Genomic DNA, 24414 nt, shown 5'->3' with positions numbered 1-24414 from the left:
CTATCCGTCAAAGCGCGCCGACATATCGGTGTCACCGGCGATGCCGGCAACGACGGCGACGGCAACGTCGCGGATTTTCATGTTCCTGTTGTTGGACGTGTTCCGCAGGATCTTGAAGGCGATGTCCCGCTGGCACCGGTTCTGGGCCATGATGGCGCCGACGGCCATGTCGATGATGGTCCTCGATTGCATGGCGGCGGTCAGGTCGTCCCTGGAGTCGCTGAGCCGGGCGATCTGCAGGGCTATTAAGGGGGCGCGTGAGGCGTCAGCCGCGAATTCCCGTGCCGCTGCCCGGTCTTCGCCGCAGAAGGCCCCGGGACGGGACGAGTAGACGTTCACCACCCCGGAGTTCTCGGCGTCAAGGACAAGGTCTTCTCGAATGCTGCTGCGGGCATCCCTACCGCGGCTGCCGGCTGTCGAAGCGGGCTTTCGGCGCCGGTACAGCGTGACTCCGCAAGACACTTCCGCTCCCGGGCGCGAGAATCTGTGCCCTGCCAGGACGGCCAACTCGGCCAGGAAATCGTCCATGCCGGAACTCGCCGCGGCGTTGTCCAGGAGCAGGTCCAGCAGCGTTCCTGTGTGCCGCCCGACGTACTGGTCGAGTTCTGATGCATGTTTAGCCCCCAAGTCCTGGCCACGCGATTGCCCCAGGACACGGCAGGCGGCTTTCAACGATGCTAGTTCGGCCTTCCGGTGGAGGGAAGGGCGGCCTCCTGTAGCAGCAGTTCTGCACCACGATCAGCGAGACGCCGGCATCGATGACAGCGCGCGATTTCAAGGCCGCCCGCAAAATTCTCCGGGTAAAGTTCCGGCTGGTGCACGCGGAGTGCCAGGCGCAGGATCCGTGAATGGACGCCGCGTGGCTACGGGGACCGGGCAGGCGGCGCGGGCAACGGCTGACGTTGCTAGAGTCTGCTGTAAGGCAGCCGGGACGGGCCGGACCTGCCTTCATTCCGGACCGGGAAGGGCGCGCGGCATGGTCGAAATGTTGGGGCTGTTTACCGAGACGAGCCTCCTGGAAGTCGGGCTGCTGCTTGCCACCTTCGTCCTGACCTCCCTGATCGGCATCGAACGGCAGGTCAGGCAGAAAAGCGCCGGTTACCGGACCCACGTGCTCGTGGGGTTGGGATCCTGTGCCTTTACTCTCGTCTCGGCCTACGGCTTCGCCTCCGTGCTCGACCCGGGCGTGGCCCTGGATCCGTCCAGGATTGCCGCGCAGATCGTCAGCCGCATCGGCTTCCTCGGTGCCGGTGTCATCTTCAAGGGCCGGGATGTGGTCCGCGGCCTCACCACCGCCGCGACCATCTGGGTGGCTGCCGCGGTGGGCATGGCCTGCGGAGCGGGAATGGTTTCCCTTGCCCTGGCGCTGACCGTATTCCACCTCATCACGCTGTTCGTTGTAGCGCCCGCTGTCCGCAGGATCCCCTCCGCGGACCGGAACCGGGTCCTGCATATCAGCTACGCCGATGGCCAGGGGGTTTTGCGTGACGTGCTCGAAGTCGCCACGACCATGGGGTTCAGTTCCTCGATCCTGCGCACGCGGCGAGCCGGGGATGAGCAGAAGCCGATGGTTTCGATGGACGTCCGGTTCTTCGGACAGCATCCGCTGCGCAACCTCGTTCCGCACCTGATGGACCTGCACGGCGTCGAAAGCGTGATTGTCCGGGGCACCGACAGCAACGAGGACGACGACGATGCAGCCTGAGCAGCTGCCGGCAACTGATCCGCGGGTCGACGCCTACATCGAGGCGCTGCCCGGCTGGCAACAGGCGCTCTGCCGCGAGGTCCGGGCGCTGGTCCACGCCGCCGATCCGGGTATCCGGGAGACCATCAAACGCACCACCCAGCCTTACTTCGTCCTGGACGGCAATGTCTGCGCCCTGCTCGCGGCGAAGGACCATATCAACGTGTTCGTCTACGACGGCGGGATCGTTCAGGACCCGGAGGGCATCATCACCGGCGGACATGGCAACAAGACCGCCCGCACGGTGGCCTTCCGGCAGGGCGAAGCCATCAACGCGCCCGCCCTGACCGCGATGTTCCGGCAGATCATTGCCAACAACCGCGCCGGCGGCTGGCGGAAGCTGAAGCCCGGCGGCTGACCGGTCGGTCGGCGCGCGGCAGGTCTGCCATGATGGCCGGATGCGAATGACGCAAGAACCCTGGACCTCCCGGACGCCGGGGGCCGCCGGGCTTGAACTCGTCCGACTGCCGCCGGCTGTGCTGGCCGCACTGGCCGACGGTGATCTGGACGCGGCCCTCGCCGGCCCCGCGCTGCCGCTGACGACCTACCTCGCCGGCCCCGAATGCGCCGGCGTCTGGCGGATGCGGCGGGAACAGATTGCCCGCAGCCCGGCCGACGAGGCGTGGGTGACGCGGCTTGTGGTGGAGACGGCCGCCGGGCAGGTGGTGGGTCGCGCCGGCTACCACGGCCCTCCGGACGGCGCCGGCATGGTCGAGGTCGGCTACTCGATCGATCCGGAGCACCGCCGCCGGGGCTACGCGCGGGGCGCCCTCGTGATCCTGCTGGAGACCGCGAGGGACCACCCAGGGGTCGCCGTCGTCCGGGCCTCCGTGCGCCCGGACAACACGGCTTCCCGCCGGCTCCTGGACCAGTACGGCTTTCAGGCCATGGGGGAGCAGTGGGATGACGAGGACGGCTGGGAAACGGTCCTCGAAGTCTCCGGCACGGCATCCTGAATCCGCGCCGGCGGTCCCGTTTGATTTACCTGGGGACATGGAATCTCTCGGGTCCGGCACAACCCTGGCGGGCAGTGTCCGCGCGCGTGCTGCGCGTCTCCGACGCCGAGCGCCTGGGCGCCGCGTACCAGCGCAACAGGGGACACCTTGCCCCGTGGGAGCCGCGGCGGTCCGAGGAGTTCTTCACCGTGGCCGGCTCGGCGGCGGTGGGCTACGCGGTCGGGGCTGCCCGGACCAGGCTGGGACTGCACCGGATCCAGGCCGCGACGCTGCAGCACAACGCCGCATCACAAAAGATGCTCCAACGCTCCGGCTGCGAGGATATCGGGCTGGCCCCCGCATACCTCAAGATTGCCGGCAGCTGGCAGGACCACATCCTCTACCAGCGCATCCTGTTCTGAGACCGGGCACCCGGCCCGCGGCTACCGCACCAGGCGCATGATCCGCACCGGAACCCCCGCCAGCTCCGCGGTCCCCGAGGCGCCGTCCTGGACAAAACCGTTGCGCCGGTAGAAGGCCAAAGCACGTGGATTGTCCGCCGCGATCCACAAATAGGCTGGACGGACGCCCACGGCCGCATCAAGGAGCAGCTGCCCGGCACCGGACCCAAGGTGGCTGGCGAGCACGTAGATTCCTTCAAGCTCGAGCGGGCGCGGGCAGTCCGCGTCCCGGCCCGCGCCCGCGGTGGCCCAGCCGATGATCTCCGCCCCGTCGCTGGCTACCCGGACGTCCGTGGTGGCGGCGATGCGCTCCCGCCATGTCTCCTCCCGGGCGCCCACATCCAGCCCGGCCAGGGTGTCCGCCGGCAGCAGGTGGGCGTAGGTCTCCCGCCAGGCCTGGACGTGCACCCGGGCTATGCCCGCCGCGTCGTCGGGAACTGCGTACCGGATCGAGAGCCCGTTAGTCATCCGGCAAGGCTAGTACGCATGGCGCGTGCCCGCAGCGAGGCACGGCCGGCCGGTCGTCAGCGAGGTCCTTGGCACCATTGTTACTCGCGGGTAACATATTGTCCATGCATCTGCTGCTCCGCACCCTGGCCCTGCTGTTCACGTCCTCCCGGCGGACCCCGCTGAGCATCTGGGACACCTCGTCCCTGCGGCTCCGGGTCCTGCCCACGGACATCGACATTGCCATGCATGTCAACAACGGCATGTACTTTTCGCTGATGGACCTCGGCCGTTTCGACCTCATGGCCCGGAGTGGAACGTGGAAGCGGATGCGCCGGCGAGGTTGGAGCCCGGTGGCCGCGGGGGAGACCATCGCCTTCCGCCGATCGCTCCAGCTCTGGCAGCAGTACACCATCGAAACGAAGATCATCGGCCTTGACGCGAAGGCGATCTACTTCGAGCAGCGGATGGTGGTGGACGGCGAAATCTATGCCCGCGCCTACATCGCCACGCGGCTGGTCAGCAAGGGAAAGCCCGTCAGCCAGGCGGAAATCCTGGCTGAATTCGGTGAGCCGCCGGCGGACCTCGAACTCCCCGGATGGATCCACGAATGGCGGGAAACCAACGCACTGCCCGGCGCCCGGAGGCCCGCCCCGCACGCCTGGGCGTAGGTCGCGCCGCCCCGGCGTGGCCTTGTCACGGGGTGAGCCGTCAGCGAAATGCGGGGGACATTCCCAGACCGCTCGCGTACCGTTGACGCATGGCTACCGTAGACATTACAGGTGAACAGTTCGCATCGACCGTCGAGGACAACGACATTGTCCTCGTTGATTTCTGGGCAGAGTGGTGCGGCCCATGCAAGCAGTTCGGACCCACATACTCGGCAATCTCGGAGAAGCACCCGGACGTGGTCTTCTCCAAGGTGGACACCGAAGCCGAGCAGCAGCTCGCCGCGGAGGCAGGCATCACGTCCATCCCCACGCTCATGGCGTTCCGCGAAAAGGTACTGGTGTTCTCCCAGCCCGGGGCCCTGAACGCCCAGCAGCTGGAGCAGGTCGTCGACGCCGTCAAGGCGCTGGACATGGAAGAAGTCCATGCCCATGTGGCCCGCTCCCAGGCCGAGGCTGCCGCCGCTGCGAGCCAGCAGGACGGCACCCAGATCCCGGACGCCTAAGCGCCCGGACGCGCCTGCCGGCTTAGAGCCGCTCGAGCCTGACCGGTTCGGCCAGCAGGGCGCTGAGGGACTCGTTGAGGTCCTGGACGGCTGTGCCCTTGGAGTGGATGTCCAGGTCGGCCTGCGAGGCCCACTGCTCCGTCAGCACCAGCTTGTCCTCGCTGGCCTCGGTGAGTTCGTAACGGATGCAGCCGGGCTCGGCCACCACCTCGTCAATCGCGATTTCCAGCGCGAGCTTCACGCGGAAGAACTCGCCGTCGTTGGGGATGAAAATGGCCTGAAGGTCAACGGGTGCAGTCATGGTTTTCACCATACCGGGCCGCGGCATCCACCCCCGAACATGTCGTAGGACTTCCAAGCTTCGCTCTTCTTTTGCCGCCGGTCTGTTGGTAGCGTCACATCATGCTTGCTTACACAGCCGGGGACACTGACGTCCCGCTGCTCGAGGAAACCATCGGCGAAAATTTCGAACGGATCGTCGCGAGGTTCCCGTACCACGACGCCCTGATCGAGGCCGCCGCGGTGCCCGGCGAGGAAGCCCGGCGGTGGAGCTACACCAAACTCAACGACGACGTCGACCGCGTAGCCCGTGCCCTGCTGGCGCTCGGGGTGGCCAAAGGTGAGCGGGTGGGCATCTGGAGCCCGAACTGCGCCGAATGGACCATCCTGCAGTACGCGACGGCGAAGGTCGGGGCGATCCTGGTCAACGTGAACCCCGCCTACCGCAGCCACGAGCTTGAGTTCGTGGTCAAGCAGAACGGCATGCGCTTGCTGGTCTCGGCGCCGTCGGACCGGAACAGCGACTACACCGCCATGGCCCGGCAGGCGCTGGCGGAATGCCCCGAACTGCGCGAGCTGGTCTTCCTGCCTGACGCCGGGCTGGCCGGGCTCACCGCCGGCACTCCGGAAGGCGACGCGGAGCGGACCTTCGCGGAGCTGCTCAAGCGCGCTGACGACGTCGCGCATTCCGCCCTGAAGACGCGCATGACGGAACTGGACGCGCACGACGCCATCAATCTGCAGTACACCTCCGGGACTACCGGATTCCCCAAGGGCGCCACGCTGACGCATCACAACATCCTCAACAACGGCTACTCGATCGGCGAGCTGCTGGGCTACACCGAGCACGACCGCGTCGTGCTGCCGGTGCCCTTCTACCACTGCTTCGGGATGGTGATCGGGAACCTGGCCGCCCTCAGCCACGGCGCCGCCACCATCATCCCGGGGCGGGGGTTCTCGCCCGCGGCGGCGCTGGAGGCGGTCCAGGACTTCGGCGGAACCTCGCTGTACGGCGTGCCTACGATGTTCATCGCCGAGCTGGCGCTGCCCGACTTCGGCTCCTACGACCTTTCCAGCCTGCGCACCGGGGTGATGGCCGGATCGCTGTGCCCCATCGAGGTGATGAACCGGGTCAGCTCGGAGATGAACATGGTGGACGTGGCCATTTGCTACGGCATGACCGAGACGTCCCCGGTATCCACCATGACCCGGAGCGTGGACACCATGGCCCAGCGCACCGAGACCGTCGGACGGACCATGCCGCGGCTCGAGAGCCGGATCGTGGACCCGGTGTCCGGGGAAGTGCTGCAGCGCGGCGGGATCGGCGAGCTCTGCACCCGCGGCTACTCCGTTATGAAGGGGTACTGGAACCAGCCGGACAAGACGGCCGAAGCGATCGACGGCGAAGGCTGGATCCACACCGGTGACCTGGCCCGGATGGACTCGGACGGCTACATCGTGATCGAAGGCCGGATCAAGGATATGGTGATCCGCGGCGGCGAGAACATCTACCCGCGGGAAATCGAGGAGTTCCTCTACACGCACCCGGACATCCAGGACGTGCAGGTGATCGGTGTCCCGGATCCGCGGTACGGCGAGGAACTTGTGGCCTGCATCATCCTCAGGCCGGGCGCCGCGCCGCTGGATGCCGCGGACCTGGCCGAGTTCTGCCGCGGCAAGCTGGCGCACTACAAGATCCCGCGGTACCTCGACTTCCGCGAGAGCTTCCCGATGACCGTTTCCGGCAAGATCCGCAAGGTGGACATGCGCCAGGAAGCGGTGGCGCGGCTGGGTCTCTAGCCGGAGTCAGTGGCCGCGGTGGTCCTGGATGGTCATGCGCGGACCGAAGGTCTGCTTCCGGAAGCCGCTGAGCCCGATCATGCGGACCACGCGCTGCCGGTGCCCGGACCACGGCGCGAGGAGCTTCAGCATGCCGGCGTCGTCCGTCCTGCGGCCGGTCAGCGCCGCGCCCACATCCGCGGCCAGGTGGTAGTCGCCCACCGCGATGGAATCCGGGCAGCCATGCGTCCGCTGAACGACCTCCGCCGCCGTCCAGGCCCCGATTCCGGGGATCGTCTGCAGCTTGGCCCCCGCCTCCGCCGCAGGAAGGGCCGCCAGCCGTTCCAGCGCGACGGCGGAACGCAGGGCCCGCATGACGGTGGCCGAACGCTGCGGGCCCACGCCGGCCTTGTGCCACTCCCAGGACGGGATGCGCAGCCACTGCTCGGCCGTCGGCTGGACCAGGAGGTCGGCGGGAGCGGAGGTGCCGGCAGCCGGCGCCGCCGTGCCGAAGCGGTACATGAGGTAGCGGTACCCGCGGCGGGCCTCGATGACCGTGACCTTCTGCTCCAGAACTGTGGGCACAAGCGAGTCGACCATGCGTCCGGTGGCGGGCAGCCGCACCGCGAGGTTCCGCCGCCGGGCGTCCACCACCATCCGGGGGAGCGTGGCGTGGAACGCGGGCTCGTCGAAGCCGGACCAGTCGTCCTCGCTCCCGAGCATCCGCGGTACAGACTCGACGGCGTCGGCCGCGCCGGGACCCCAGGCCTGGGCGTCCACCGCCGGGTCGGCCCGCGGCCCGGCGGCGGACAGGCGCAGCGTGGCCGGTCCGTGCGGCGTGGTGAACGCGAACCAGACCCCGTCCGGGGTGGTCCGGATAGCCGGGTCGCCGCGGCCGCGCAGGAGGGTGCCGACGGTCTGCATCAAGGCGAACGGTCCACCCGGGTGCCACCGCAACGAGGCGTCCGCCGCCGCGGCAATGCCTGCGGGGGCGTCAGCAAGGCTCATCCGAACATGTTCCCACGCTCCGCCGGCGGGGGCTGCATCTGCAGACCCCAAGCATGGGCCGTAGGGCCCTAAACCTGCGGCGCTCCAGGGGCTAAAATCCGGCTGTGGCGTGTAGCGCCTGCGCCCTGCCTCGATGGCCCGGATCCTTTGTTCTGAGGAGAGTGTGATGGCTGGTGGAGTAATACATTTCGAAATCCCCGCAGAGGACGAGGGCCGCGCGCGGGAGTTCTACACTTCGGCGTTCGGCTGGGAAGTGGGCGCCGTGCCGGAGATGAGTTACGCCATGATCAAGACCACGCCGACGGATGCCACGGGCGTGCCCTCCGTTCCGGGGTCCATCAACGGCGGCATGTTCCGCCGCGAAGGGGAGCTCACCTCGCCGATTGTCACGGTGGACGTTGATGACATTGACGCGGCGTTGGCGAAGATCAATTCCGTGGGCGGCAGCACCGTCCTGCCACGGGAGCAAGTCGGCACCATGGGCTGGGCCGCCTACTTCAAGGACACCGAAGGCAATATCGTCGGTCTCTGGCAGAACGCCGCACCTGCGGGCGCAGGCTCCGGTGCCGCGGGAAATGACATCGGCGCCTGACGCCTCCGGTGCCTGACTCCTCTGGCGAGGCTGACCTCAGTGCATGCCCGTGGTGAGCCAGAGCGCGAGGACAGCCAGGGGCACCGTGAGGACCACGGCGGCGAGGCCGGCCAGTGCGAAGCCGCCCCACCGGATTTCGACGTTGAGCGTGCGGAGGCGCTCGTGCCAGAGCAGGGTGGCAAGGGAGGCCCACGGCGTCACGAGCGGCCCGAGGTTCACCCCGATCAGTAAGGCGGCGAGCCGTACCGGGGAGCCTGCCACCGGTTCCAGCGCGAGGTAGGCCGGGAGGTTGTTGACCGCGTTGGCGGCGCCCGCGCCCAGCCCCGCTTGCTGCAGCAGCGCCGGCAGGCTCTCGCCGGAACCGGCAATGCCCGTGAGGAACTTCGTCAGGCCGTTGGCGTGCAGGGCCTCCACCACCATGAACAGTCCCGTGGTGAGCATGAGCGGCCGCCAGGGGACCATCGTCCAGCGCAGCGCCGAACGGCGGCGCCACACGAAGAGCAGCAGCAGGATCACCGCCGCGGCCAGGGCCGGGAACTGGACCGGAACCCCGGAGACCAGGGCAGGCAGCAGGAGTGCCATCACGGCAGCCGCCGGATACAGCAGCACCCGATCCCGGACCTTGTGGACCGGCTGCGGGACGTAGTGGCCGCGGAGGTCCTTCCGGAAGGCCAGCCAGAGCAGCCCGAGCGGCACCAGGATGCCCGCGAGGGCCGGCGCCCAGACCAGGCCGGCGAACTCGGCCGGGCTGAGCCGGAGCCGGTCCTGGGCCAGGAGGTTGGTCAGGTTCGACACCGGCAGGAGTAACGAGGCGGTGTTGGCCAGCCAGACGGTGGTCAGGGCGAAGGGCAGCGGCGGAATCCGGGCGTGCAGCGCCAGCAGCACGACCACGGGAGTCACCAGCACCGCGGTGGTGTCCAGGGACAGGAAGATGGTGGAGACGGTGGCGAGGACGATCACCAGAAGCCAGAGGAGCAGCACCCGGCCGCGTCCGAGGGCGGCGAGGCGCCCGGTGATTACCCGGAACAGCCCGGCGTCGTCCACCAGTTCGGTCACGAGCGACATAGCAACCACAAACGCCAGGATGGGGACAGTGCGGGCCGCGAGCTCCTGGAATGCCGGGACCGGCAGCAGCCCGGAAACCAGCGCGGCTGCCCCGGCCAGGAGCATGCCGGCAGGGAACAGATAGCTCTTCAGGTCTTTCAGCCAGCGCCAGCTCGTCACCGCCCAATCTTCGCACCCGGGGTCCGCCGGAACGCCGCCGACGTGCCTGCCGCCGCGGAGACGGTAACTTTGTACCTATGAAGTACGCGCAGTCCATCCTGGACCTCATCGGCCATACGCCGCTCGTCAAACTGAACCACGTCACCGACGGCATCGGGGCCACGGTCCTGGTGAAGCTGGAATACCTGAACCCCGGCGGTTCCATCAAGGACCGCATCGCGGCGAAAATGATCGAGGAAGCCGAACGCGCCGGCAAGCTCCTGCCCGGCGGGACCATTGTGGAACCCACCTCGGGCAACACCGGTGTCGGACTCGCCCTCGTCGCCCAGCAGAAGGGCTACCGCTGCATCTTCGTGGTGCCGGACAAGGTCGGGGAGGACAAACGGGCCGTACTCCAGGCCTACGGCGCCGAAGTGGTGGTCACCCCCACCGCCGTCGCCCCGGACAGCCCGCAGAGCTACTACAGCGTCTCGGACCGGCTGGTCACCGAGACCCCCGGCGCCTACAAGCCGGACCAGTTCTCCAACCCTGCCGCCCCGGCCAGCCACTACGAATCCACCGGCCCGGAAATCTGGCAGGACACCGACGGCCGGGTGACGCACTGCGTGATCGGCGCCGGCACCGGCGGCACCATCACCGGCACGGGCCGGTACCTCAAGGAAGTCTCCGCCACGCGCCCCGCGGCCGACGGCGGCGTGGTCAAGATCATCGGCGCGGACCCCGCGGGGTCGGTGTACTCCGGCGGCACCGGCCGGCCTTACTTCGTCGAAGGCGTCGGCGAGGACATGTGGCCCGCCAACTATGACAAGGCGGTCCCCGACGACGTCATTGCCGTCAGCGACGCGGACTCCTTCGCGATGACCCGCCGGCTGGCCCGCGAGGAGGGCCTGCTCGTGGGCGGATCCTCCGGCATGGCCGTGGTCGCCGCGCTGCAGGTCGCGAAGGACCTCCCCGAGGACGCCGTCGTCGTCGTCATCCTGCCGGACTCCGGCCGCGGCTACCTGGCGAAGATCTTCAACGACCAGTGGATGCGCTCCTACGGCTTCCTCGCCAGCGTCGACGATTCTTCCGTGGGCGAGATCCTCAAGTCCAAGACCGGCGAACTGCCGGACCTCGTGCACATCCACCCCAACGAGACAGTGCGCGACGTCATCAACATCATGAACGAGTACGGGGTCTCGCACATCCCGGTGCTGTCCCAGGAGCCGCCGGTGGTCATGGGCGAGGTCCTTGGTTCCGTCGACGAACGCACCATCACCGCCAAGCTCTTCCGCGGCGAAGCGAAGCTGACGGACAAGATCTCCGAACACATGGAGGAACGGCTGCCCGTGATCGGTTCGCTCGAATCGATCTCGACGGCCCGTGAACTCCTCTCCGACGCCGACACCCTCATGGTGACGTTCGTCGGCGCGCCGGTGGGGATCCTGACCCGCCACGACCTCCTCGCCTACCTCAGCAACTGACCGCAGCAACCGACCCGGAGACCGGACATGCCCTCCCGGGGGCGCCCGGCCGACGGACGAAAGGATCGCATATGTCTGTGCCAGAAAGTTCTGCTTCCACAACCCAGGGCTTCAACACCCGCGCCGTCCACGCCGGCCAGGCCTTCGAGCCGCGCACCGGCGCCGTAGTGCCGCCCGTGCACTTTTCCTCTACCTACGCGCAGGAAGCCATCGGCGTGCTGCGCGCCGGCTACGAGTACGGCCGCGGCACCAACCCCACGCGTGACTCGCTGCAGGAACAGCTCGCGGCCCTCGAAGGCGGGACCGCCGCGTTCTCCTTCAGCTCCGGCCTGGCCGCCGAGGACTCGATGATCCGTGCCCTGACCCGGCCGGGTGACCACATTGTGCTCGGCAACGACGCGTACGGCGGCACGTACCGGCTGATCAGCCGGGTCCTGGGGGAGTGGGGCATCGGCAACACTCCGGTGGACATGTCCGATCTCGACGCCGTAGCGAAGGCCGTCGCGGCCGGCGGCGCGGCCGACGGCGGCGGCAAGACCCGCCTGGTGTGGGTGGAGACGCCCTCGAACCCGATGATGAAAATCACCGACATCGAGGCGCTCGCCAAGCTGGCGCACGACGCCGGCGCCCTCCTCGTGGTGGACAACACGTTCGCCTCGCCGTACCTGCAGACTCCGCTGGCCCTCGGCGCCGACATCGTGGTGCACTCGACCACCAAGTACATCGGCGGCCACTCCGACGTCGTCGGCGGGGCAATCATCGTCAACGACGCGGAACTGGCCGAGAAGATCGGCTTCGTGCAGTTCGCCGTCGGTGCCGTCTCCGGCCCGATGGACGCCTTCCTCACCACCCGCGGCCTCAAGACCCTCGGCGTGCGCATGGACCGGCACAGCGACAACGCCCAGGCCGTGGCCGAATGGCTGCTGGAGCGCCCCGAAGTGGAAGCCGTGCTCTACCCGGGCCTGCCCTCCCACCCCGGCCACGAGCTGGCCAGGAAACAGATGAAGAAGTTCGGCGGCATGATCTCGGTGCAGTTCAAGGGCGGCGAAGCGGCAGCACGGAAGGTGGCCGAATCGACCTCCGTGTTCACCCTCGCCGAGTCCCTGGGCGGCATCGAGTCCCTCATGAACTACCCGTCCGAAATGACGCACGCCTCCGTCAAGGGCACGGAACTGGCCGTTCCGGTCAACCTGATCCGCCTCTCCTGCGGCATCGAGGACGTCGAGGACCTCATCGCCGACCTCGAGCAGGCCCTCGCCGGCCTTGAGTCAGGCAGCTAGCAGCCAGTGACAATCACCGCCAGGGCCAAGTCCTCAACCACCCGCGGCTGGCTCGCGACGGCGGCCGGCGCGATCGCCGTCGTCGTCGCCCTGGTGGTGCTGTACAGCGCCTACATCCCGCTGATGAACGACTTTGAGGTCTACTTCTACGGCGGCAGCCGGGTGCTGCAGACCGGGGAAACCGGCGTCAACGAACTCTATGCCCCGCGGGACGGGCTGCCGTTCACGTATCCGCCGTTCGCCGCGCTGCTGTTCGCGGCGCTGGCATCGCTCGGGCAGAGCGCGGCCAGCCTCATGTTCATCACCACGGCGCTGCTGGGCGCCGTGATCGTCTCCGCCTGGCTGGCACGGCACTACTTCCGGCTCGGCCGCTGGCGCGACGCGGTGGCTGACTGGCGCTTCAGGTCCGTGGCCCTCGCGGGCACGGCGGCGATCCTGCTCCTGGGTCCCTGGCGGGACACCTTTGACTTCGGCCAGATCAACATCATCCTGATGGGCCTGATCCTGGCCGACTTCGCGCTGCACGGGAAGGTCGGGGCCGGGGAGATCCGCTGGCCGGCCGGACTGCTGATCGGGATCGCGGCCGGAATCAAGCTGACGCCGCTCGCGTTCGGGCTGTACTTCCTGGTCCGCCGCGACTTCAAGGCGCTCGGCTGGATGGCCGCCGGATTCTTCGGCTCCATCGCCCTGGCCTGGGCCCTGCTGCCCACGGCCTCGGTCACGTTCTGGACCAAGATCCTTCCGGACACCGGCCGGATCGGCGGCCCGGCCTACATGGACAACCTCTCCGTCAAGGGCCTGCTGCTGCACCTGGGCCTGCCGGACTCCGGCCCGACCAGCGTCCTCTGGCTGCTCATCTCGCTGGCCCTGGCCGCGGTGGCGGCGCTTGTGATCAAGTGGGCCGTCGACGCGGACGAGAACTTCGTGGCCGTGTCCGCCACCGCACTGTTGATGCTGCTGATCAGCCCCGTGTCCTGGTCCCACCACTGGGTCTGGATGGCCGTGGCGCTGCCGTGCATGGGTTTCGCGATCCACCGGGTGCCGTCCCGGGACGGGAAGATGCGCCTGGCCGGCTGGATCATTGTGGCCGCCACCGCCGCCGCGTTCTACCTGACGCCGAAGTACCTGTCGGTGATGGCCGGGGCGCAGGAGTGGGGCAAGGACCCGCAGACCCAGTGGCAGCTCATCGTCGCCAGCCTCGGCGTGGTGTGCGGCATGGCCATGCTGGTGTACTGGGCGCTGGCCTACCGGCCGTCCCGGATTATTGCCCACGAGGTGTCATCTCGGCGCAAAACCTAGCTTTCTTGAAAAGAGTTAGCTAGGGTGTGGGCATGGCACTTCGATCCGACTGGTCCGCCCGGAACTGCAGCATGGCCCGCGGCCTGGATGTCCTGGGCGATCCGTGGGGCATGCTGGTCCTCCGTGAAATCTTCTTCGGCAACGGCCGCTTCGACGCCATCAAGGCGCGGCTGGGTGCGGCGGATTCCGTGCTGACCAAACGCCTCGCGGCACTCGTCGATTCCGGGCTGCTCACCCGCCGGCCCTACGACGACGGCGGCCGCACCCGCCAGGAGTACGTCCTCACCGCCAAGGGGGAGGACGCCCTGCCGGTGCTCAACGCCGTCGTGCTCTGGGCCGAAAAACACCTCCCCGCGCCTTCCGAGCAGGCCCACATGTTTGTGATCCACTCGGGCTGCGGTGCCCGCACGTCCTCGGCCGACACCTGCACGGCCTGCGGGGAACGGCTCACGGCGGACAACACCAGCTGGCACAGCCTCACCCGCACCCTCGAGCCCGTAGCCCTCGCCACCTCCCTCCCGGCCACCTCCCCCCAGGCCTCCCAGAACGGAACCGCGGCATGAGCGCGCCCAAATCCACCCTCCTTCCGGCCCCCAAGCGTCGGCTGCACCCGGCCTGGACCGTTGCAGCGGTCGCATTCCTCGCGCTGGTCGGCGCCGCTGGCTTCCGGGCCGCCCCCGGCGTGCTGATGGTGCCCCTGCAGAATGAATTCGGCTGGTCCACCACCGTGCTCTCGGCCGCCGTCAGCATCAACCTCGTGCTCTTCGGACTCACGGCCCCGTTCGCCGCTGCCCTGATGGAACGCTTCGGCATCCGCGCCGTCACCGCCGTGGCGCTTGTGCTGATCGGGGCCGGCAGCGCGCTGACGGTCCTGGTGAACCAGTCCTGGCAGATCCTGCTCACCTGGGGGCTCCTGATCGGGCTCGGCACAGGCTCGATGGCCCTCGTCTTCGCCGCCACCATCGCCAACACGTGGTTCGCCCGGAGCCGCGGCCTGGTGATCGGCATCCTGACCGCAGGCAGCGCGGCCGGGCAACTGGTCTTCCTGCCTTTCATCGCCATGCTCGCCCAGGACCCGGGCTGGCGCCAGGCATCGCTGCTGATCGCCGCGGGGGCGCTGGCCGTCGTCCCGCTGGTGTTGAAATTCCTCAAGAACTCCCCGGCCGACGCCGGCGTGCTGCCGTACGGTGCCGATTCCGACGCAGTCGGGGAAACAGCAGCCGGGGAACCATCCGGCGATCCGGACACCGCGGAAGCTGCGGAGCCCGCGGGGCCGCGCCGGAACGCCGCGGTCCGGGCGCTGCAGGCCCTCAAAAGGGCCAGCAAAGTGCGGACCTTCTGGGCCCTCGTGGCCGGCTTCGCCATCTGCGGGGCCACCACCAACGGTTTGATCGGCACCCACTTCATCCCCTCCGCCCACGACCATGGGATGCCCGAAACCACCGCCGCGGGCCTGCTCGCCGTCGTCGGGATCTTCGACATCGTCGGGACCATCGCCTCCGGCTGGCTCACGGACCGCTTCAACCCGCGGATCCTCCTCGCGGTGTACTACCAGTTCCGCGGCATCGGGCTTCTGGTCCTTCCGCTCCTGCTCAGCGCCACGGTGCAGCCGAGCATGATCGTCTTCGTGGTGATCTACGGCCTGGACTGGGTGGCCACGGTCCCGCCGACCGCCGCGATCTGCCGCCAGGTCTTCGGGGCCGACGGCAGTGTGGTGTTCGGCTGGGTCTTCGCCGCCCACCAGCTCGGGGCGGCCGCTGCAGCGCTGGCGGCGGGCGCCATCCGGGACGCCACGGGCCAGTACACCTACGCCTGGTTCGGAGCAGCCGCGATGTGCACCATCGCCGCCGTCATCAGCGCGACCATCCGCAAGGACGCCGGCAAACGCGAGGCCGTCCCGGTCCCGGCCTAGCGTTCTCCTGGCCGGGCGCGGCGCCGAACTGTCATCTCGCGTGCAGTCATAGAAGTCCTAGTGGAACGCGGCGAGCCCGGTGATGTGCTGGCCCAGGACCAGGGTGTGGACCTCGTCCGTGCCCTCGTAGGTGCGCACCGACTCGAGGTTCGCGGCGTGCCGCAGCGGGGAGTAGTCCAGGGTGATCCCGTTCCCGCCCAGGATGGTGCGGGCCTCCCGTGCAATCCCGATCGCCTCGCGCACGTTGTTCAGCTTGCCCAGCGAGATCTGCTCGGGCCGCAGCTTTCCGGCGTCCTTGAGCCGGCCCAGCTGCAGCGCCAGCAGAGTGCCTTTCTGGATTTCCAGCAGCATGTTGACCAGCTTCTCCTGGGTCAGCTGGTAGCCGGCCAGCGGCTTGCCGAACTGCAGCCGCTCCAGCGAATACTTCAGCGCCGCCTCGTAGGAGTCCCGCGCGGCGCCCATCGCGCCCCACGCGATCCCGTACCGCGCCTCGTTCAGGCAGGTGAACGGGCCCCGCAGCCCGAGGGCCGCCGGCAGCAGGGCCTCCGGACCGAGCCGGACGCCGTCGAACGCGATATCGCACTGGATGGAGGCCCGCATCGAGAGCTTCTGCCCGATCGGCGTCGCCGTGACCCCGGGCGTTCCGGACGGGACCAGGAAGCCGCGCACGCCGTCGTCGGTCATGGCCCAGACCACCAGCACATCCGCCACCGAGGCGAGCCCGATCCACCGCTTGGCGCCGGCCAGGATCCAGCCGGCGTCCTCGCCGCTGCCGTCGCGCCGGGCGAACGTCGTCATGGCGGCGGGGTCGGAGCCGGCGGCGGGTTCGGTCAGCGCAAAGCAGCCGATCAGCTCGCCGGCCGCCATCCGGGGGAGCCACTCCTGCTTCTGGTCCTCCGAACCCCACTTGTGGATCGCGGTCATGGCGAGCGAGCCCTGCACCGAGACGAAGGTGCGGATACCGGAGTCGCCCGCTTCCAGTTCCATCGCGGCCAGGCCGTATTCGACGGCGGTGCGGCCGGGGCAGCCGTAGCCTTCCAGGTGCATGCCGAGGACGCCGAGTTCGCCCAGTTCCGGGGCCAGCTCCAGCGGGAAGACGCCCTCGTCATACCAGGCCGCAATGCCGGGACGGATCCGCTGGTTGGTGAAATCGCGGACTTTCTCCCGCACGGCCAGCTCCCCGGCGCTCAGCAGGGTATCGATCGCCAGGACATCGGAAACGTCGGGAACACCAGCAACATTGCTCATGCCAGCATCCTACGGCCGCCGCGTACTCTCGGACTGCGTCCGTGCCGCGGGGGGCTGCCGCTGCAGGAAGTAGCCCCGCGTGGACGGCGCGAAACGGCAGACGGCGGCCAGCACCACGCCGAGCGCCAGGAGCAGCACGCCGCTGACGAAGGCCCCGCCGACGCCGAAGATCTGCGTATCGCCGTAGTCCGGATCCCACATCTGCACCGCCGAGACGAAGAATGCCGCAGTCAGCATAAGTGCGCCGAGCAGGGGCAGGACGCCGCGGAACCAGAGGTTCCGCGCGGAGCCGCGCAACGTCGAGCGGAAGTACCAGATGCAGGCGAAGCCGGTCAGGGCGTAGTAGAAGGCGATGAACAGGCTGATGGAACTGATGGAGTCTGCGAGCAGGTCCTCGCTCAGGATGCTCATCAGGACGTAGTAGGCAACGGCCGCGGCGCCCATGACCTGGGTGGAGAATCCCGGCGTCTGGTTGCGCGGGTGGACCTCGCCGAACCTGGGAGGCAGGGCCCCGTGCACGCCCATGGACAAGGTGCCGCGGGCCGTGGGGAGGATGGTGGTCTGGGTCGAGGACAGTACCGAGGCCAGGACGGCGACGACGATCAGCCAGCCCCAGGGACCCAGGACCACGTCCTTCATCGCGAGGAAGACATCGTTCTGGTTGGCCTCGTTGCCCAGCCCGATCCCGTCAGTGCCCACCGTGGCGTACATCATCACCAGGAGGGCGACGGAGACGTAGATGGCCATGAGGACAAACGCCGAAATGATGGCGCCGCGGCCCGGTGTCGTGGCCGGATTTTCCGTTTCCTCGTTCACCGCCAGGCACGTGTCCCAGCCCCAGTAGATGAACAGTGCCAGCAGGGCGCCGTGCACCACGGCGCCGGGATCGGCGAAGGCGCCGGCGGGGTTGAACCACTCAAGGTCGAAGGCCTGGCCTTCGGGGACGCCGCCCGCGATCCGGAAAATAATGGCCACGGCGAAGATGCCCAGCGAGACGTACTGCACGTAGGTCAGGACCCGCTGGACATGCTCCCCGAGGCGGATGCCGCGGTAGTTCACCAGTGTCATGAACACGATGAACAGGACGCCGGTGGCAGTGACCACGAGGCTGTTCCCGGCCAGCGAACCGTCGCCGACCAGCAGCCACACGTACTGCCCGGCGACCTGGGCGAGGTTGGCGAGGACCACGACGCCGGCCAGGGCCACGCCCCAGCCGCCCAGCCAGCCGGCCCAGGGACCGAAGGCCCGGCGGGCCCAGATGAAGGTGGTCCCGCAGTCCGGCATGGCGCTGTTGAGCTCACGGAAGGCGTAGGCGATGAAGAGCACGGGCACGAAGCCCAGCAGCAGGATCAAAGGGGTGTAATTGCCGTTCACGGCGACGATCAGGCCGAGGGTCGCCGCGAGCGAATAGACCGGCGCCGTGGAGGCCAGCCCCAGCATGACGGAGTCTCCGAGGTCCAGGATCCCGGCGCGGAGTCCCTTGGCGGGAACGTCCGCCGGACCCGTGGGGCCGCCGGCCGCCGTCGTCGTCTCGGTGCTCATAGGGTGATACCTGCCTTGCTGGAGTGGGACTGGTTCGAGGAGGGAACGGGCGGGGCGGGCGAGTCGATCGTGTTGGGAACGAAACGGCAGAAGTAGTCGGTGATGGGCCCGTCCGATTCGCGGATGCCGCAGCCCACCGATTCGCCGTCCACCACCCACAGGCCCAGCACTGGACGGTTGCCGTCGAAGTCGGGAAGGGCGTGGAACTGCTGGTAGCACCAGCCTTCCCGGCCGTAGCCGCCGGGCTGTTCCAGGTTGATGCCGGCGGCGTGGATCTTGATGTTGTCCCCTTCGCGGCCGTGCAGCGGTTTGGCCACCCACTCCTTGAGCGGGCCCGGCCCGTCAAGATAGGCCGGAAGCAGGTTGGGGTGGTCCGGGTACAGGTGCCAGAGCGCCGCGAGCAGGGCCTTGTTGGACAGCAGCATTTTCCAGGCGGGCTCCACCCAGCGCGGATTGTGGGCGCGCTGGAGCAGCCGGTGCCCGAACGGCTCCTTCATCATCAGCTCCCAGGGGTAGAGCTTGAACATGGTGCTGATCATGAAGTTGTCCAGGTCCACGAAGCGGTTGAGGTTCGGGTCCCAGCCGATGTCCGACATGTTGATCCCGATGGTGGTCCAGCCGGCCTGGCTCGCGACGTCCCGCATGTAGGCAGCCGTCATCCAGTCCTCGCCGGATTGTTCCGCCTCGGAGTGGGCGATGTGGAGTGTGCTCATGCCGGTGCGGTACTGCAGTTTCTTCCATTGCCGGATGAGGGCTTCATGGATGCCGTTCCACTGGTCTTTTTCGGGGAAGACGTCCTGCAGCCAAAACCACTGGGCGACGGCGGCCTCGATGAGCCCGGTGGGGGTGTCGGCGTTGTATTCGAGCATCTTGGCCGGGCCGCCCCGGCCGTCGTAGACGAAGTCGAAGCGGCCGTAGACGTCCGCATCGCCGGCCTGCAGCGATTCGGCCGCGAGCTCCAGTGCCTGCGGCCCGATTCCGATGTTGCCCATGGCGCCGGTGGCGAGGAACTTTGCGGCCTCGAGGCACATTCGGTGCATGTCCTCCGCGGTCTCTTCGAGGGTCTCCACTTCGTCCATGGTGAATTCGTAGTAGGCGCCCTCGTGCCAGTACTCCACGTTCGTACCGTCGGGCAGGGCCGTGGTGGAGAAGACCAGGCCCTGTTCTTCGATCCGTTCTTTCCAGTCCGGCCTCGGCGCGGATCCCAGTCGTCTCATCCCTAGCCTCCCGTGCTTCCGCCCTTGGAGCTGCTGCCGAAGCCGCCCCTGCTGACCGTGCCGCCCGTGGGGCTGTACCCCGTGGACGCCTTGGCCCCGGTGGGGACCGACCTGCTGTAGCTGGGGTAGCCGGACCGGTTCTGTCCCACCCCGGGCACGCTGGCGCCGCGGGAGTAGAAGTACCAGGCGTAGATGCCGGAGCTCCGGCCCTCCGTGCTGCTGTTGTCGCACTGGGTGTCATCGACGCGCTCGCCGGTGTCGTCGTTGAAACACACCTGGGCGTAGTCGGCCTCGTCCTCGTTGCTGGCCACCATCGCGGTGATCGTGCCGGCCAGAAGTGCAGTGACGCCCAGCCCGACGACGACGGTGCGGCGCTGCGAGCGTTTCTTGCGGGCCGCCGTGCCCGCCAGCTGGCGCTCGCGTTCCCGGGCGAACGGGTCAAAGATGGCGCCGGGGGCAGTGGCGTGTTCCGGAAGTTCCGGCGGTTCGGGTGGGCCGGTCTGGCCGGCCTGGCCGGCCTGGTTTTGCAGCTCGGGCCGGAGCTCGGGCTGTGGAACCTGCCACGGAGGCTGCTTCCGGTCCTGCGGCGGCTCGTCCTTGCCCAAATGCGTCCCCTCACGTGTGGCCGCCGGACGTGCCTGTCCCGCGGAAGACTTGCGTGCTTTCCCGACGCCAGCCTAACCGGGTTCCGGATCTCGGGGCGATGGAGAGGGCTCCCCGTGACTGCGCAGGGGCCCGGCCGGACTCCCCGGGGCCGCGGCGGGGGCCCGCCGAGAAAGCGCAGGCCTACACTGGTGCCATGGATACCGCATCAGTGATCGCCGTCTGCCGGGTTCACCAGCTGCTGACCGACCCCGGCAGTGTCGGCGTGACCGCGATCGACAAACGTCCCGTCGACGGGCCCGTCCGGGTGCACCGGCTCGGCCTGCACGGCGATATCCAGGCCAGCCGGATCCACCACGGCGGCGAGGACCAGGCGCTGTACGCCTACTCCCAGGACGATGCCGACTACTGGGCGGCCGAGCTGCAGCGCGAGCTCCCGCCCGGCATCTTCGGCGAGAACCTGCGCATCACCGGCATCGACGCCACCAACGCCATCATTGGGGAACGCTGGAAAATCGGACTGGATGTCGAGGTGGAGGTCACGTCGCCCCGCGTCCCCTGCGCCACGTTCCAGCGGCGGATGCACGAGCCGCAGTGGGTCAAACGCTTCGGCGACGCCGGCAGGGTGGGCACCTACCTCCGGGTGGTCCGCACCGGCAGCATCCAGGCCGGGGACCACATCCACCGGATATTCATCCCGACGCACGGCGTGACGATCGGCAAGTGGTTCAGCGATCCCACGGTCGAGGACATGGACGCCCTGCGGGACGCCGATGCCGACGGCCAGATCCGCCTCCAGCCCGAGTATCACGAGGAATTCGAAAAGCTGCAGCGCCGGCTGGGCGTCTGACGGACCGTCCTGGACGCCCCCGCGGGCGGCCGGTGTGCGCAAGCTCACCGCCGTCGTCGGCCTCCTGGGTTACCCATGCGCTGATCCATGCCCTACACTTGAAATATCCCCCACTCCGGAAATCCCTTATTCCTGCCCAATTCTTGAGGCAGGACTGGCAAGTGTTGGGGCCCGCAAATTGTGATGCGGGCATTTTCATAGGGAGAGCCGGCTAAAGAAAACGCTGTACAGACTGCTGGGATAGCAGCCAAGAGATGCAGCGGGAAGTCCTGCCACGGGATTGCGAAAGCGCCGGACTTCTATGTGACCGGCCGGTCAAAGTATGCCCGGCTAATTCAGTCACGCGTACTGCGGCTCCGCTCACCTCGGGTTGTGCCGCCTGGCCCCTATGGATGAGGAAATTTCACCTATGCCCGAAAATCAGAACAACTCCGTCGACACCGAACTCGCCACCGAGAACAGCCAGGTCGACGTCGAGACTTCTGAAACGGCTGCACCAGCAGCCGGCTCCGCCCCGGAATTCACCGAGGCTCCTGCGAACGTTGAGGCGCCGGCTGCTGTTGAGGCCGCCGCCGAGGCTGCCCCGCAGGCCGACACCAAGACCGAGACCAACTCCGCCCCGGCCAAGGACGAGGAAACCGAGGATGAAGGCGTCAAGTTCGTTGACCTCGGCATCGACGGCCGCGTCCTCGCCGCACTGCAGGACGTCGGCTACGAGAAGCCGTCCCCGATCCAGGCAGCGACCATCCCGCTGCTGCTCGAAGGCCGCGACGTCGTGGGCCTGGCCCAGACCGGTACCGGTAAGACTGCAGCATTCGCAGTACCGGCGCTGTCCCGTCTGGCCGAGCTCCACGACCTCAACGGCCCGTCCCGCAAGACCCAGGCCCTGGTGCTGGCTCCCACCCGCGAGCTCGCCCTCCAGGTCGCCGAGGCCTTCACTTCCTACGCCAAGCACATCGACGACTTCACCGTCCTCCCGGTGTACGGCGGCTCCGCCTACGGCCCCCAGCTCGCCGGCCTGCGCCGCGGCGCCCAGGTTGTTGTCGGTACCCCCGGCCGCGTCATCGACCACATCTCCAAGGGTTCCCTGGACCTGTCCGAACTCCAGTACCTCGTGCTGGATGAGGCCGACGAGATGCTCCGCATGGGCTTCGCCGAAGACGTGGAACAGATCTTCCAGCAGACCCCCGCGGGCCGCCAGGTTGCGCTGTTCTCCGCCACGATGCCGAGCCAGATCCGCCGGCTCTCCAAGCAGTACCTGAACAACCCGGCCGAGGTGCAGGTCAAGTCCAAGACCACCACCGGCGCCAACACCCGCCAGCGGTACCTGCAGGTCATGGGCCCGCACAAGCTCGATGCGCTGACCCGCATCCTCGAGGTCGAAGAGTTCGAGGGCGTCATCGCCTTCGTCCGGACCAAGATGGCCACCGAGGACCTGGCAGACAAGCTGCGCTCGCGCGGCTTCCTGGCCGCCGCCATCAACGGCGACATCCCGCAGCAGCAGCGTGAGCGAACGGTCGAGGCCCTGCGCGACGGCAAGATCGACATCCTTGTCGCCACCGACGTTGCCGCCCGCGGCCTGGACGTTGAGCGCGTCAGCCACGTGGTCAACTACGACATCCCGCACGACACCGAGTCCTACGTCCACCGCATCGGCCGCACCGGCCGTGCAGGACGTTCCGGCGACGCCATCCTGTTCATGACGCCGCGGGAGAAGTACCTGCTGCGTTCCATCGAGAAGGCAACCCGCCAGCCGGTGGAGCAGATGCACCTGCCCACCGCGGAAACCGTCAACACGCTGCGCCTGGGCAAGTTCGCCGAGAAGATCACCGAGACCCTCGCCTCCGAGGATGTTTCGTCGTTCCGCGACCTCATCTCCTCCTACGAGGAAGAGCACAACGTTCCGGCGTCGGAGATCGCTGCCGCACTGGCCGTCATGGCGCAGGGCGGACAGCCTCTCCTGGTCAAGGAACTGCCGGCAGCTCCGGAATTCCAGAAGCGTGAACGCGCCAAGGACGGCTTCGGCTCCCGCGGCCCGACGCGTACCCTGACCGAGGGCAACGCCACCTACCGGATCGCCGTCGGACGCCGCCAGCGCGTCATGCCGGGTTCCATTGTTGGCGCCATTGCCAACGAAGGCGGCATCTCCTCGGCCCAGATCGGCGGCATCGACATCCGCGCGGACCACTCCCTCGTGGAGCTCCCGGCGGACCTCAGCGCCGACCAGCTGAAGGCCCTGTCCCGCACCCGGATCGGCGGCGAGCTGATCCACCTCGAACTTGACAACGGCCGCAAGCCCGCCGGTGACCGTGGCAGCTACCAGGGCGGCAGCCGAGGCGGCGACCGTGGTGGAGACCGCGGCGGTTACTCCGGCGGCGGCGACCGCGGCGGCAACTTCAAGGGCAACGGCGGCTTCAAGCGCGAATTCCGCAAGACCGACGGCGAGCGGTCCTCCGCTGACCGTGGCGGACGCTCCTTCAGCGACCGCAACGAGCGCGGCGTAGGCACAGACGCGGCACGCAAACCGCGCACCGAAGGCGGCTTCAAGCCCCGCAACAAGTGGTAACCACTGCTTCGAGGTGAACTGAGGACGGGCCGGCTTTTAGCCGGCCCGTCCTTGTTAAAGTCCGCCTTATGTTCGCTTCGTCACATCCTCTCCGGAAGCCGTCCCCGGGCGCCTTCACGTGCTGTCCGGCGGCTCCGGCGACCCCGGATTTCCGGCACTTTGGCCGCCCCCGGGGCCGACCGGGAGCCGATTTGTTGAGAGGGCAATCTTCCGGTAGAGTATTTACTCGTTGCCCCCCTAGCTCAGTGGTAGAGCGCGTTCTTGGTAAGAACGAGGTCACCGGATCGATTCCGGTGGGGGGCTCTGAATGAGGGCCTGTGTCAAGGCGGTTTTGACCGGCTTAACGCAGGCTTTCCTCATTTATGGCGGCGTAGCTCAGTTGGTTAGAGCGCACGACTCATAATCGTGAGGTCGGGAGATCGAGCCTCCCCGCCGCTACCAGATAAGACCCCCGGAATCCGAGTGATTCCGGGGGTTTGTCTGTTTGCTCCCCCGACGCCCTGCCCGAATTGCAGAATGTGCCCACGCGGGCCGGCTTCCCGGTGCTCGGCCATCACCTTCGGGCACCCAAGGTTTTCCGATGGTGCCCTCCCTAGTCTCTGTCTTGTCATGGGGGACTAGGCCGCAGGGGGGCACTGATGAATCGTTGGTCGCTACATCGAGCCTCTTCCCTGATCCGGCACGCGGGTCGAAAAGCCGGCCATGGACGCCTGACGGCAGCCTTGGTCGGCTGCCTGCTGGTCACGGGGTATGTGGCCGTGGCTCCGTACGGCTCCCAGGGCGCGACCGGA

24 protein-coding genes and 2 tRNA genes are annotated in these 24414 nt (G+C 68.0%); 17 read left to right on the top strand and 9 right to left on the bottom strand.

All coding sequences use genetic code 11. The annotated features are described in order from the left end of the window. Nucleotides 1-627 carry an ANTAR domain-containing protein gene (locus ABIB51_RS03810; RefSeq protein WP_354185632.1) on the bottom strand — a complete coding sequence of 209 codons (627 nt, stop codon included), beginning with the start codon at nt 625-627 and terminating at the stop codon, nt 1-3. Nucleotides 628-976: 349 nt separating this feature from the next. Between ABIB51_RS03810 and ABIB51_RS03805 the strand changes: the two genes are divergently transcribed. The 4 genes from ABIB51_RS03805 to ABIB51_RS03790 all read left to right on the top strand — a co-directional run bounded on the left by ABIB51_RS03805 (nt 977) and on the right by ABIB51_RS03790 (nt 3101). Further along, complete coding sequence (locus ABIB51_RS03805) at nt 977-1705, top strand: MgtC/SapB family protein (RefSeq protein WP_354185631.1); 729 nt, start codon at nt 977-979, stop codon at nt 1703-1705. Beyond that, complete coding sequence (locus ABIB51_RS03800) at nt 1695-2102, top strand: DUF1801 domain-containing protein (RefSeq protein ID WP_354185630.1); 408 nt, start codon at nt 1695-1697, stop codon at nt 2100-2102. Before ABIB51_RS03805 ends, ABIB51_RS03800 begins: the two co-directional genes overlap by 11 nt. Before the next feature lie 40 nt (nt 2103-2142). After that, nucleotides 2143-2700 carry a GNAT family N-acetyltransferase gene (locus ABIB51_RS03795; RefSeq protein WP_354185628.1) on the top strand — a complete coding sequence of 186 codons (558 nt, stop codon included), beginning with the start codon at nt 2143-2145 and terminating at the stop codon, nt 2698-2700. Nucleotides 2701-2774: 74 nt separating this feature from the next. Next, a complete protein-coding gene (locus ABIB51_RS03790) occupies nt 2775-3101 on the top strand; it encodes a GNAT family N-acetyltransferase (protein ID WP_354185626.1) in 327 nt (108 codons plus the stop codon). A 21-nt stretch (nt 3102-3122) separates the two neighbouring features. Here the strand turns inward: ABIB51_RS03790 and ABIB51_RS03785 are convergent, their stop codons facing one another. Next, nucleotides 3123-3608, bottom strand: coding sequence for a GNAT family N-acetyltransferase (locus ABIB51_RS03785; RefSeq protein WP_354185624.1), 486 nt, complete (start codon nt 3606-3608; stop codon nt 3123-3125). Between the two features lie 104 nt (nt 3609-3712). Here ABIB51_RS03785 and ABIB51_RS03780 point away from each other — a divergent pair, with 104 nt between their 5' ends. Then, the gene (locus ABIB51_RS03780) at nt 3713-4258 is read left to right on the top strand and encodes an acyl-CoA thioesterase (protein ID WP_354185622.1); all 546 of its coding nucleotides are present in this window, start codon (nt 3713-3715) and stop codon (nt 4256-4258) included. 89 nt (nt 4259-4347) lie between these two features. Further along, the gene (gene trxA / locus ABIB51_RS03775) at nt 4348-4761 is read left to right on the top strand and encodes a thioredoxin (protein WP_354185620.1); all 414 of its coding nucleotides are present in this window, start codon (nt 4348-4350) and stop codon (nt 4759-4761) included. Between the two features lie 22 nt (nt 4762-4783). Here trxA and ABIB51_RS03770 read toward each other — a convergent pair whose 3' ends face one another. Then, entirely contained in the window at nt 4784-5062 is a 279-nt protein-coding gene (locus tag ABIB51_RS03770) for a putative quinol monooxygenase (protein ID WP_354185618.1), read from the bottom strand. Nucleotides 5063-5163: 101 nt separating this feature from the next. On the opposite strand from ABIB51_RS03770, the gene ABIB51_RS03765 reads away from it, so the two are divergent. Then, the gene (locus ABIB51_RS03765; protein WP_354185616.1) at nt 5164-6840 is read left to right on the top strand and encodes an AMP-binding protein; all 1677 of its coding nucleotides are present in this window, start codon (nt 5164-5166) and stop codon (nt 6838-6840) included. Between the two features lie 6 nt (nt 6841-6846). On the opposite strand, the gene ABIB51_RS03760 is transcribed toward ABIB51_RS03765, so the two are convergent. After that, complete coding sequence (locus tag ABIB51_RS03760; protein ID WP_354185614.1) at nt 6847-7827, bottom strand: DNA-3-methyladenine glycosylase family protein; 981 nt, start codon at nt 7825-7827, stop codon at nt 6847-6849. Between the two features lie 166 nt (nt 7828-7993). On the opposite strand from ABIB51_RS03760, the gene ABIB51_RS03755 reads away from it, so the two are divergent. Further along, a complete protein-coding gene (locus ABIB51_RS03755; protein WP_354185612.1) occupies nt 7994-8419 on the top strand; it encodes a VOC family protein in 426 nt (141 codons plus the stop codon). Between the two features lie 36 nt (nt 8420-8455). Here ABIB51_RS03755 and ABIB51_RS03750 read toward each other — a convergent pair whose 3' ends face one another. Then, nucleotides 8456-9589 (bottom strand): SLC13 family permease, encoded by a 1134-nt coding sequence (locus ABIB51_RS03750; protein WP_354186180.1) that lies wholly within the window; start codon nt 9587-9589, stop codon nt 8456-8458. Between the two features lie 131 nt (nt 9590-9720). Between ABIB51_RS03750 and ABIB51_RS03745 the strand changes: the two genes are divergently transcribed. The 5 genes from ABIB51_RS03745 to ABIB51_RS03725 all read left to right on the top strand — a co-directional run bounded on the left by ABIB51_RS03745 (nt 9721) and on the right by ABIB51_RS03725 (nt 15597). Continuing rightward, complete coding sequence (locus tag ABIB51_RS03745; protein ID WP_354185610.1) at nt 9721-11106, top strand: cystathionine beta-synthase; 1386 nt, start codon at nt 9721-9723, stop codon at nt 11104-11106. A gap of 71 nt (nt 11107-11177) precedes the next feature. Then, on the top strand, nt 11178-12386 hold the full coding sequence (locus ABIB51_RS03740; protein ID WP_354185607.1) for a cystathionine gamma-synthase: 1209 nt from the start codon (nt 11178-11180) through the stop codon (nt 12384-12386). 6 nt (nt 12387-12392) lie between these two features. After that, on the top strand, nt 12393-13685 hold the full coding sequence (locus tag ABIB51_RS03735; protein WP_354185605.1) for a glycosyltransferase 87 family protein: 1293 nt from the start codon (nt 12393-12395) through the stop codon (nt 13683-13685). Nucleotides 13686-13717: 32 nt separating this feature from the next. Next, nucleotides 13718-14248, top strand: a complete 531-nt coding sequence (locus ABIB51_RS03730) for a winged helix-turn-helix transcriptional regulator (protein WP_354185603.1) — start codon at nt 13718-13720, stop codon at nt 14246-14248. After that, a complete protein-coding gene (locus ABIB51_RS03725) occupies nt 14245-15597 on the top strand; it encodes an MFS transporter (protein ID WP_354185601.1) in 1353 nt (450 codons plus the stop codon). Before ABIB51_RS03730 ends, ABIB51_RS03725 begins: the two co-directional genes overlap by 4 nt. 57 nt (nt 15598-15654) lie before the next feature. Here ABIB51_RS03725 and ABIB51_RS03720 read toward each other — a convergent pair whose 3' ends face one another. The 4 genes from ABIB51_RS03720 to ABIB51_RS03705 are packed head-to-tail and all read right to left on the bottom strand — an operon-like array spanning nt 15655 to nt 20209. Beyond that, nucleotides 15655-16845 carry an acyl-CoA dehydrogenase family protein gene (locus ABIB51_RS03720; RefSeq protein WP_354185599.1) on the bottom strand — a complete coding sequence of 397 codons (1191 nt, stop codon included), beginning with the start codon at nt 16843-16845 and terminating at the stop codon, nt 15655-15657. A 9-nt stretch (nt 16846-16854) separates the two neighbouring features. Next, nucleotides 16855-18387: an APC family permease gene (locus ABIB51_RS03715; RefSeq protein ID WP_354185597.1), complete on the bottom strand. Its 1533-nt coding sequence runs from the start codon at nt 18385-18387 to the stop codon at nt 16855-16857. Further along, nucleotides 18384-19604: a glutathionylspermidine synthase family protein gene (locus tag ABIB51_RS03710; protein ID WP_354185595.1), complete on the bottom strand. Its 1221-nt coding sequence runs from the start codon at nt 19602-19604 to the stop codon at nt 18384-18386. Before ABIB51_RS03710 ends, ABIB51_RS03715 begins: the two co-directional genes overlap by 4 nt. 2 nt (nt 19605-19606) lie before the next feature. Then, complete coding sequence (locus tag ABIB51_RS03705) at nt 19607-20209, bottom strand: Tat pathway signal protein (RefSeq protein ID WP_354185593.1); 603 nt, start codon at nt 20207-20209, stop codon at nt 19607-19609. 194 nt (nt 20210-20403) lie between these two features. Here ABIB51_RS03705 and ABIB51_RS03700 point away from each other — a divergent pair, with 194 nt between their 5' ends. The 4 genes from ABIB51_RS03700 to ABIB51_RS03685 all read left to right on the top strand — a co-directional run bounded on the left by ABIB51_RS03700 (nt 20404) and on the right by ABIB51_RS03685 (nt 24064). After that, entirely contained in the window at nt 20404-21057 is a 654-nt protein-coding gene (locus ABIB51_RS03700; RefSeq protein ID WP_354185591.1) for an MOSC domain-containing protein, read from the top strand. A gap of 409 nt (nt 21058-21466) precedes the next feature. After that, nucleotides 21467-23623 (top strand): DEAD/DEAH box helicase, encoded by a 2157-nt coding sequence (locus ABIB51_RS03695; protein ID WP_354185589.1) that lies wholly within the window; start codon nt 21467-21469, stop codon nt 23621-23623. Between the two features lie 231 nt (nt 23624-23854). After that, nucleotides 23855-23926, top strand: a tRNA-Thr gene (locus tag ABIB51_RS03690). 61 nt (nt 23927-23987) lie between these two features. Next, nucleotides 23988-24064 (top strand) — tRNA-Met (locus tag ABIB51_RS03685). Nucleotides 24065-24414 lie beyond the last annotated feature (350 nt).

It is taken from the genome of Arthrobacter sp. UYCu712, assembly GCF_040547005.1.
In the GTDB taxonomy this organism is placed as follows: Bacteria; Actinomycetota; Actinomycetes; order Actinomycetales; family Micrococcaceae; genus Arthrobacter.
This window is presented reverse-complemented; position numbering and strand designations above follow the sequence as displayed.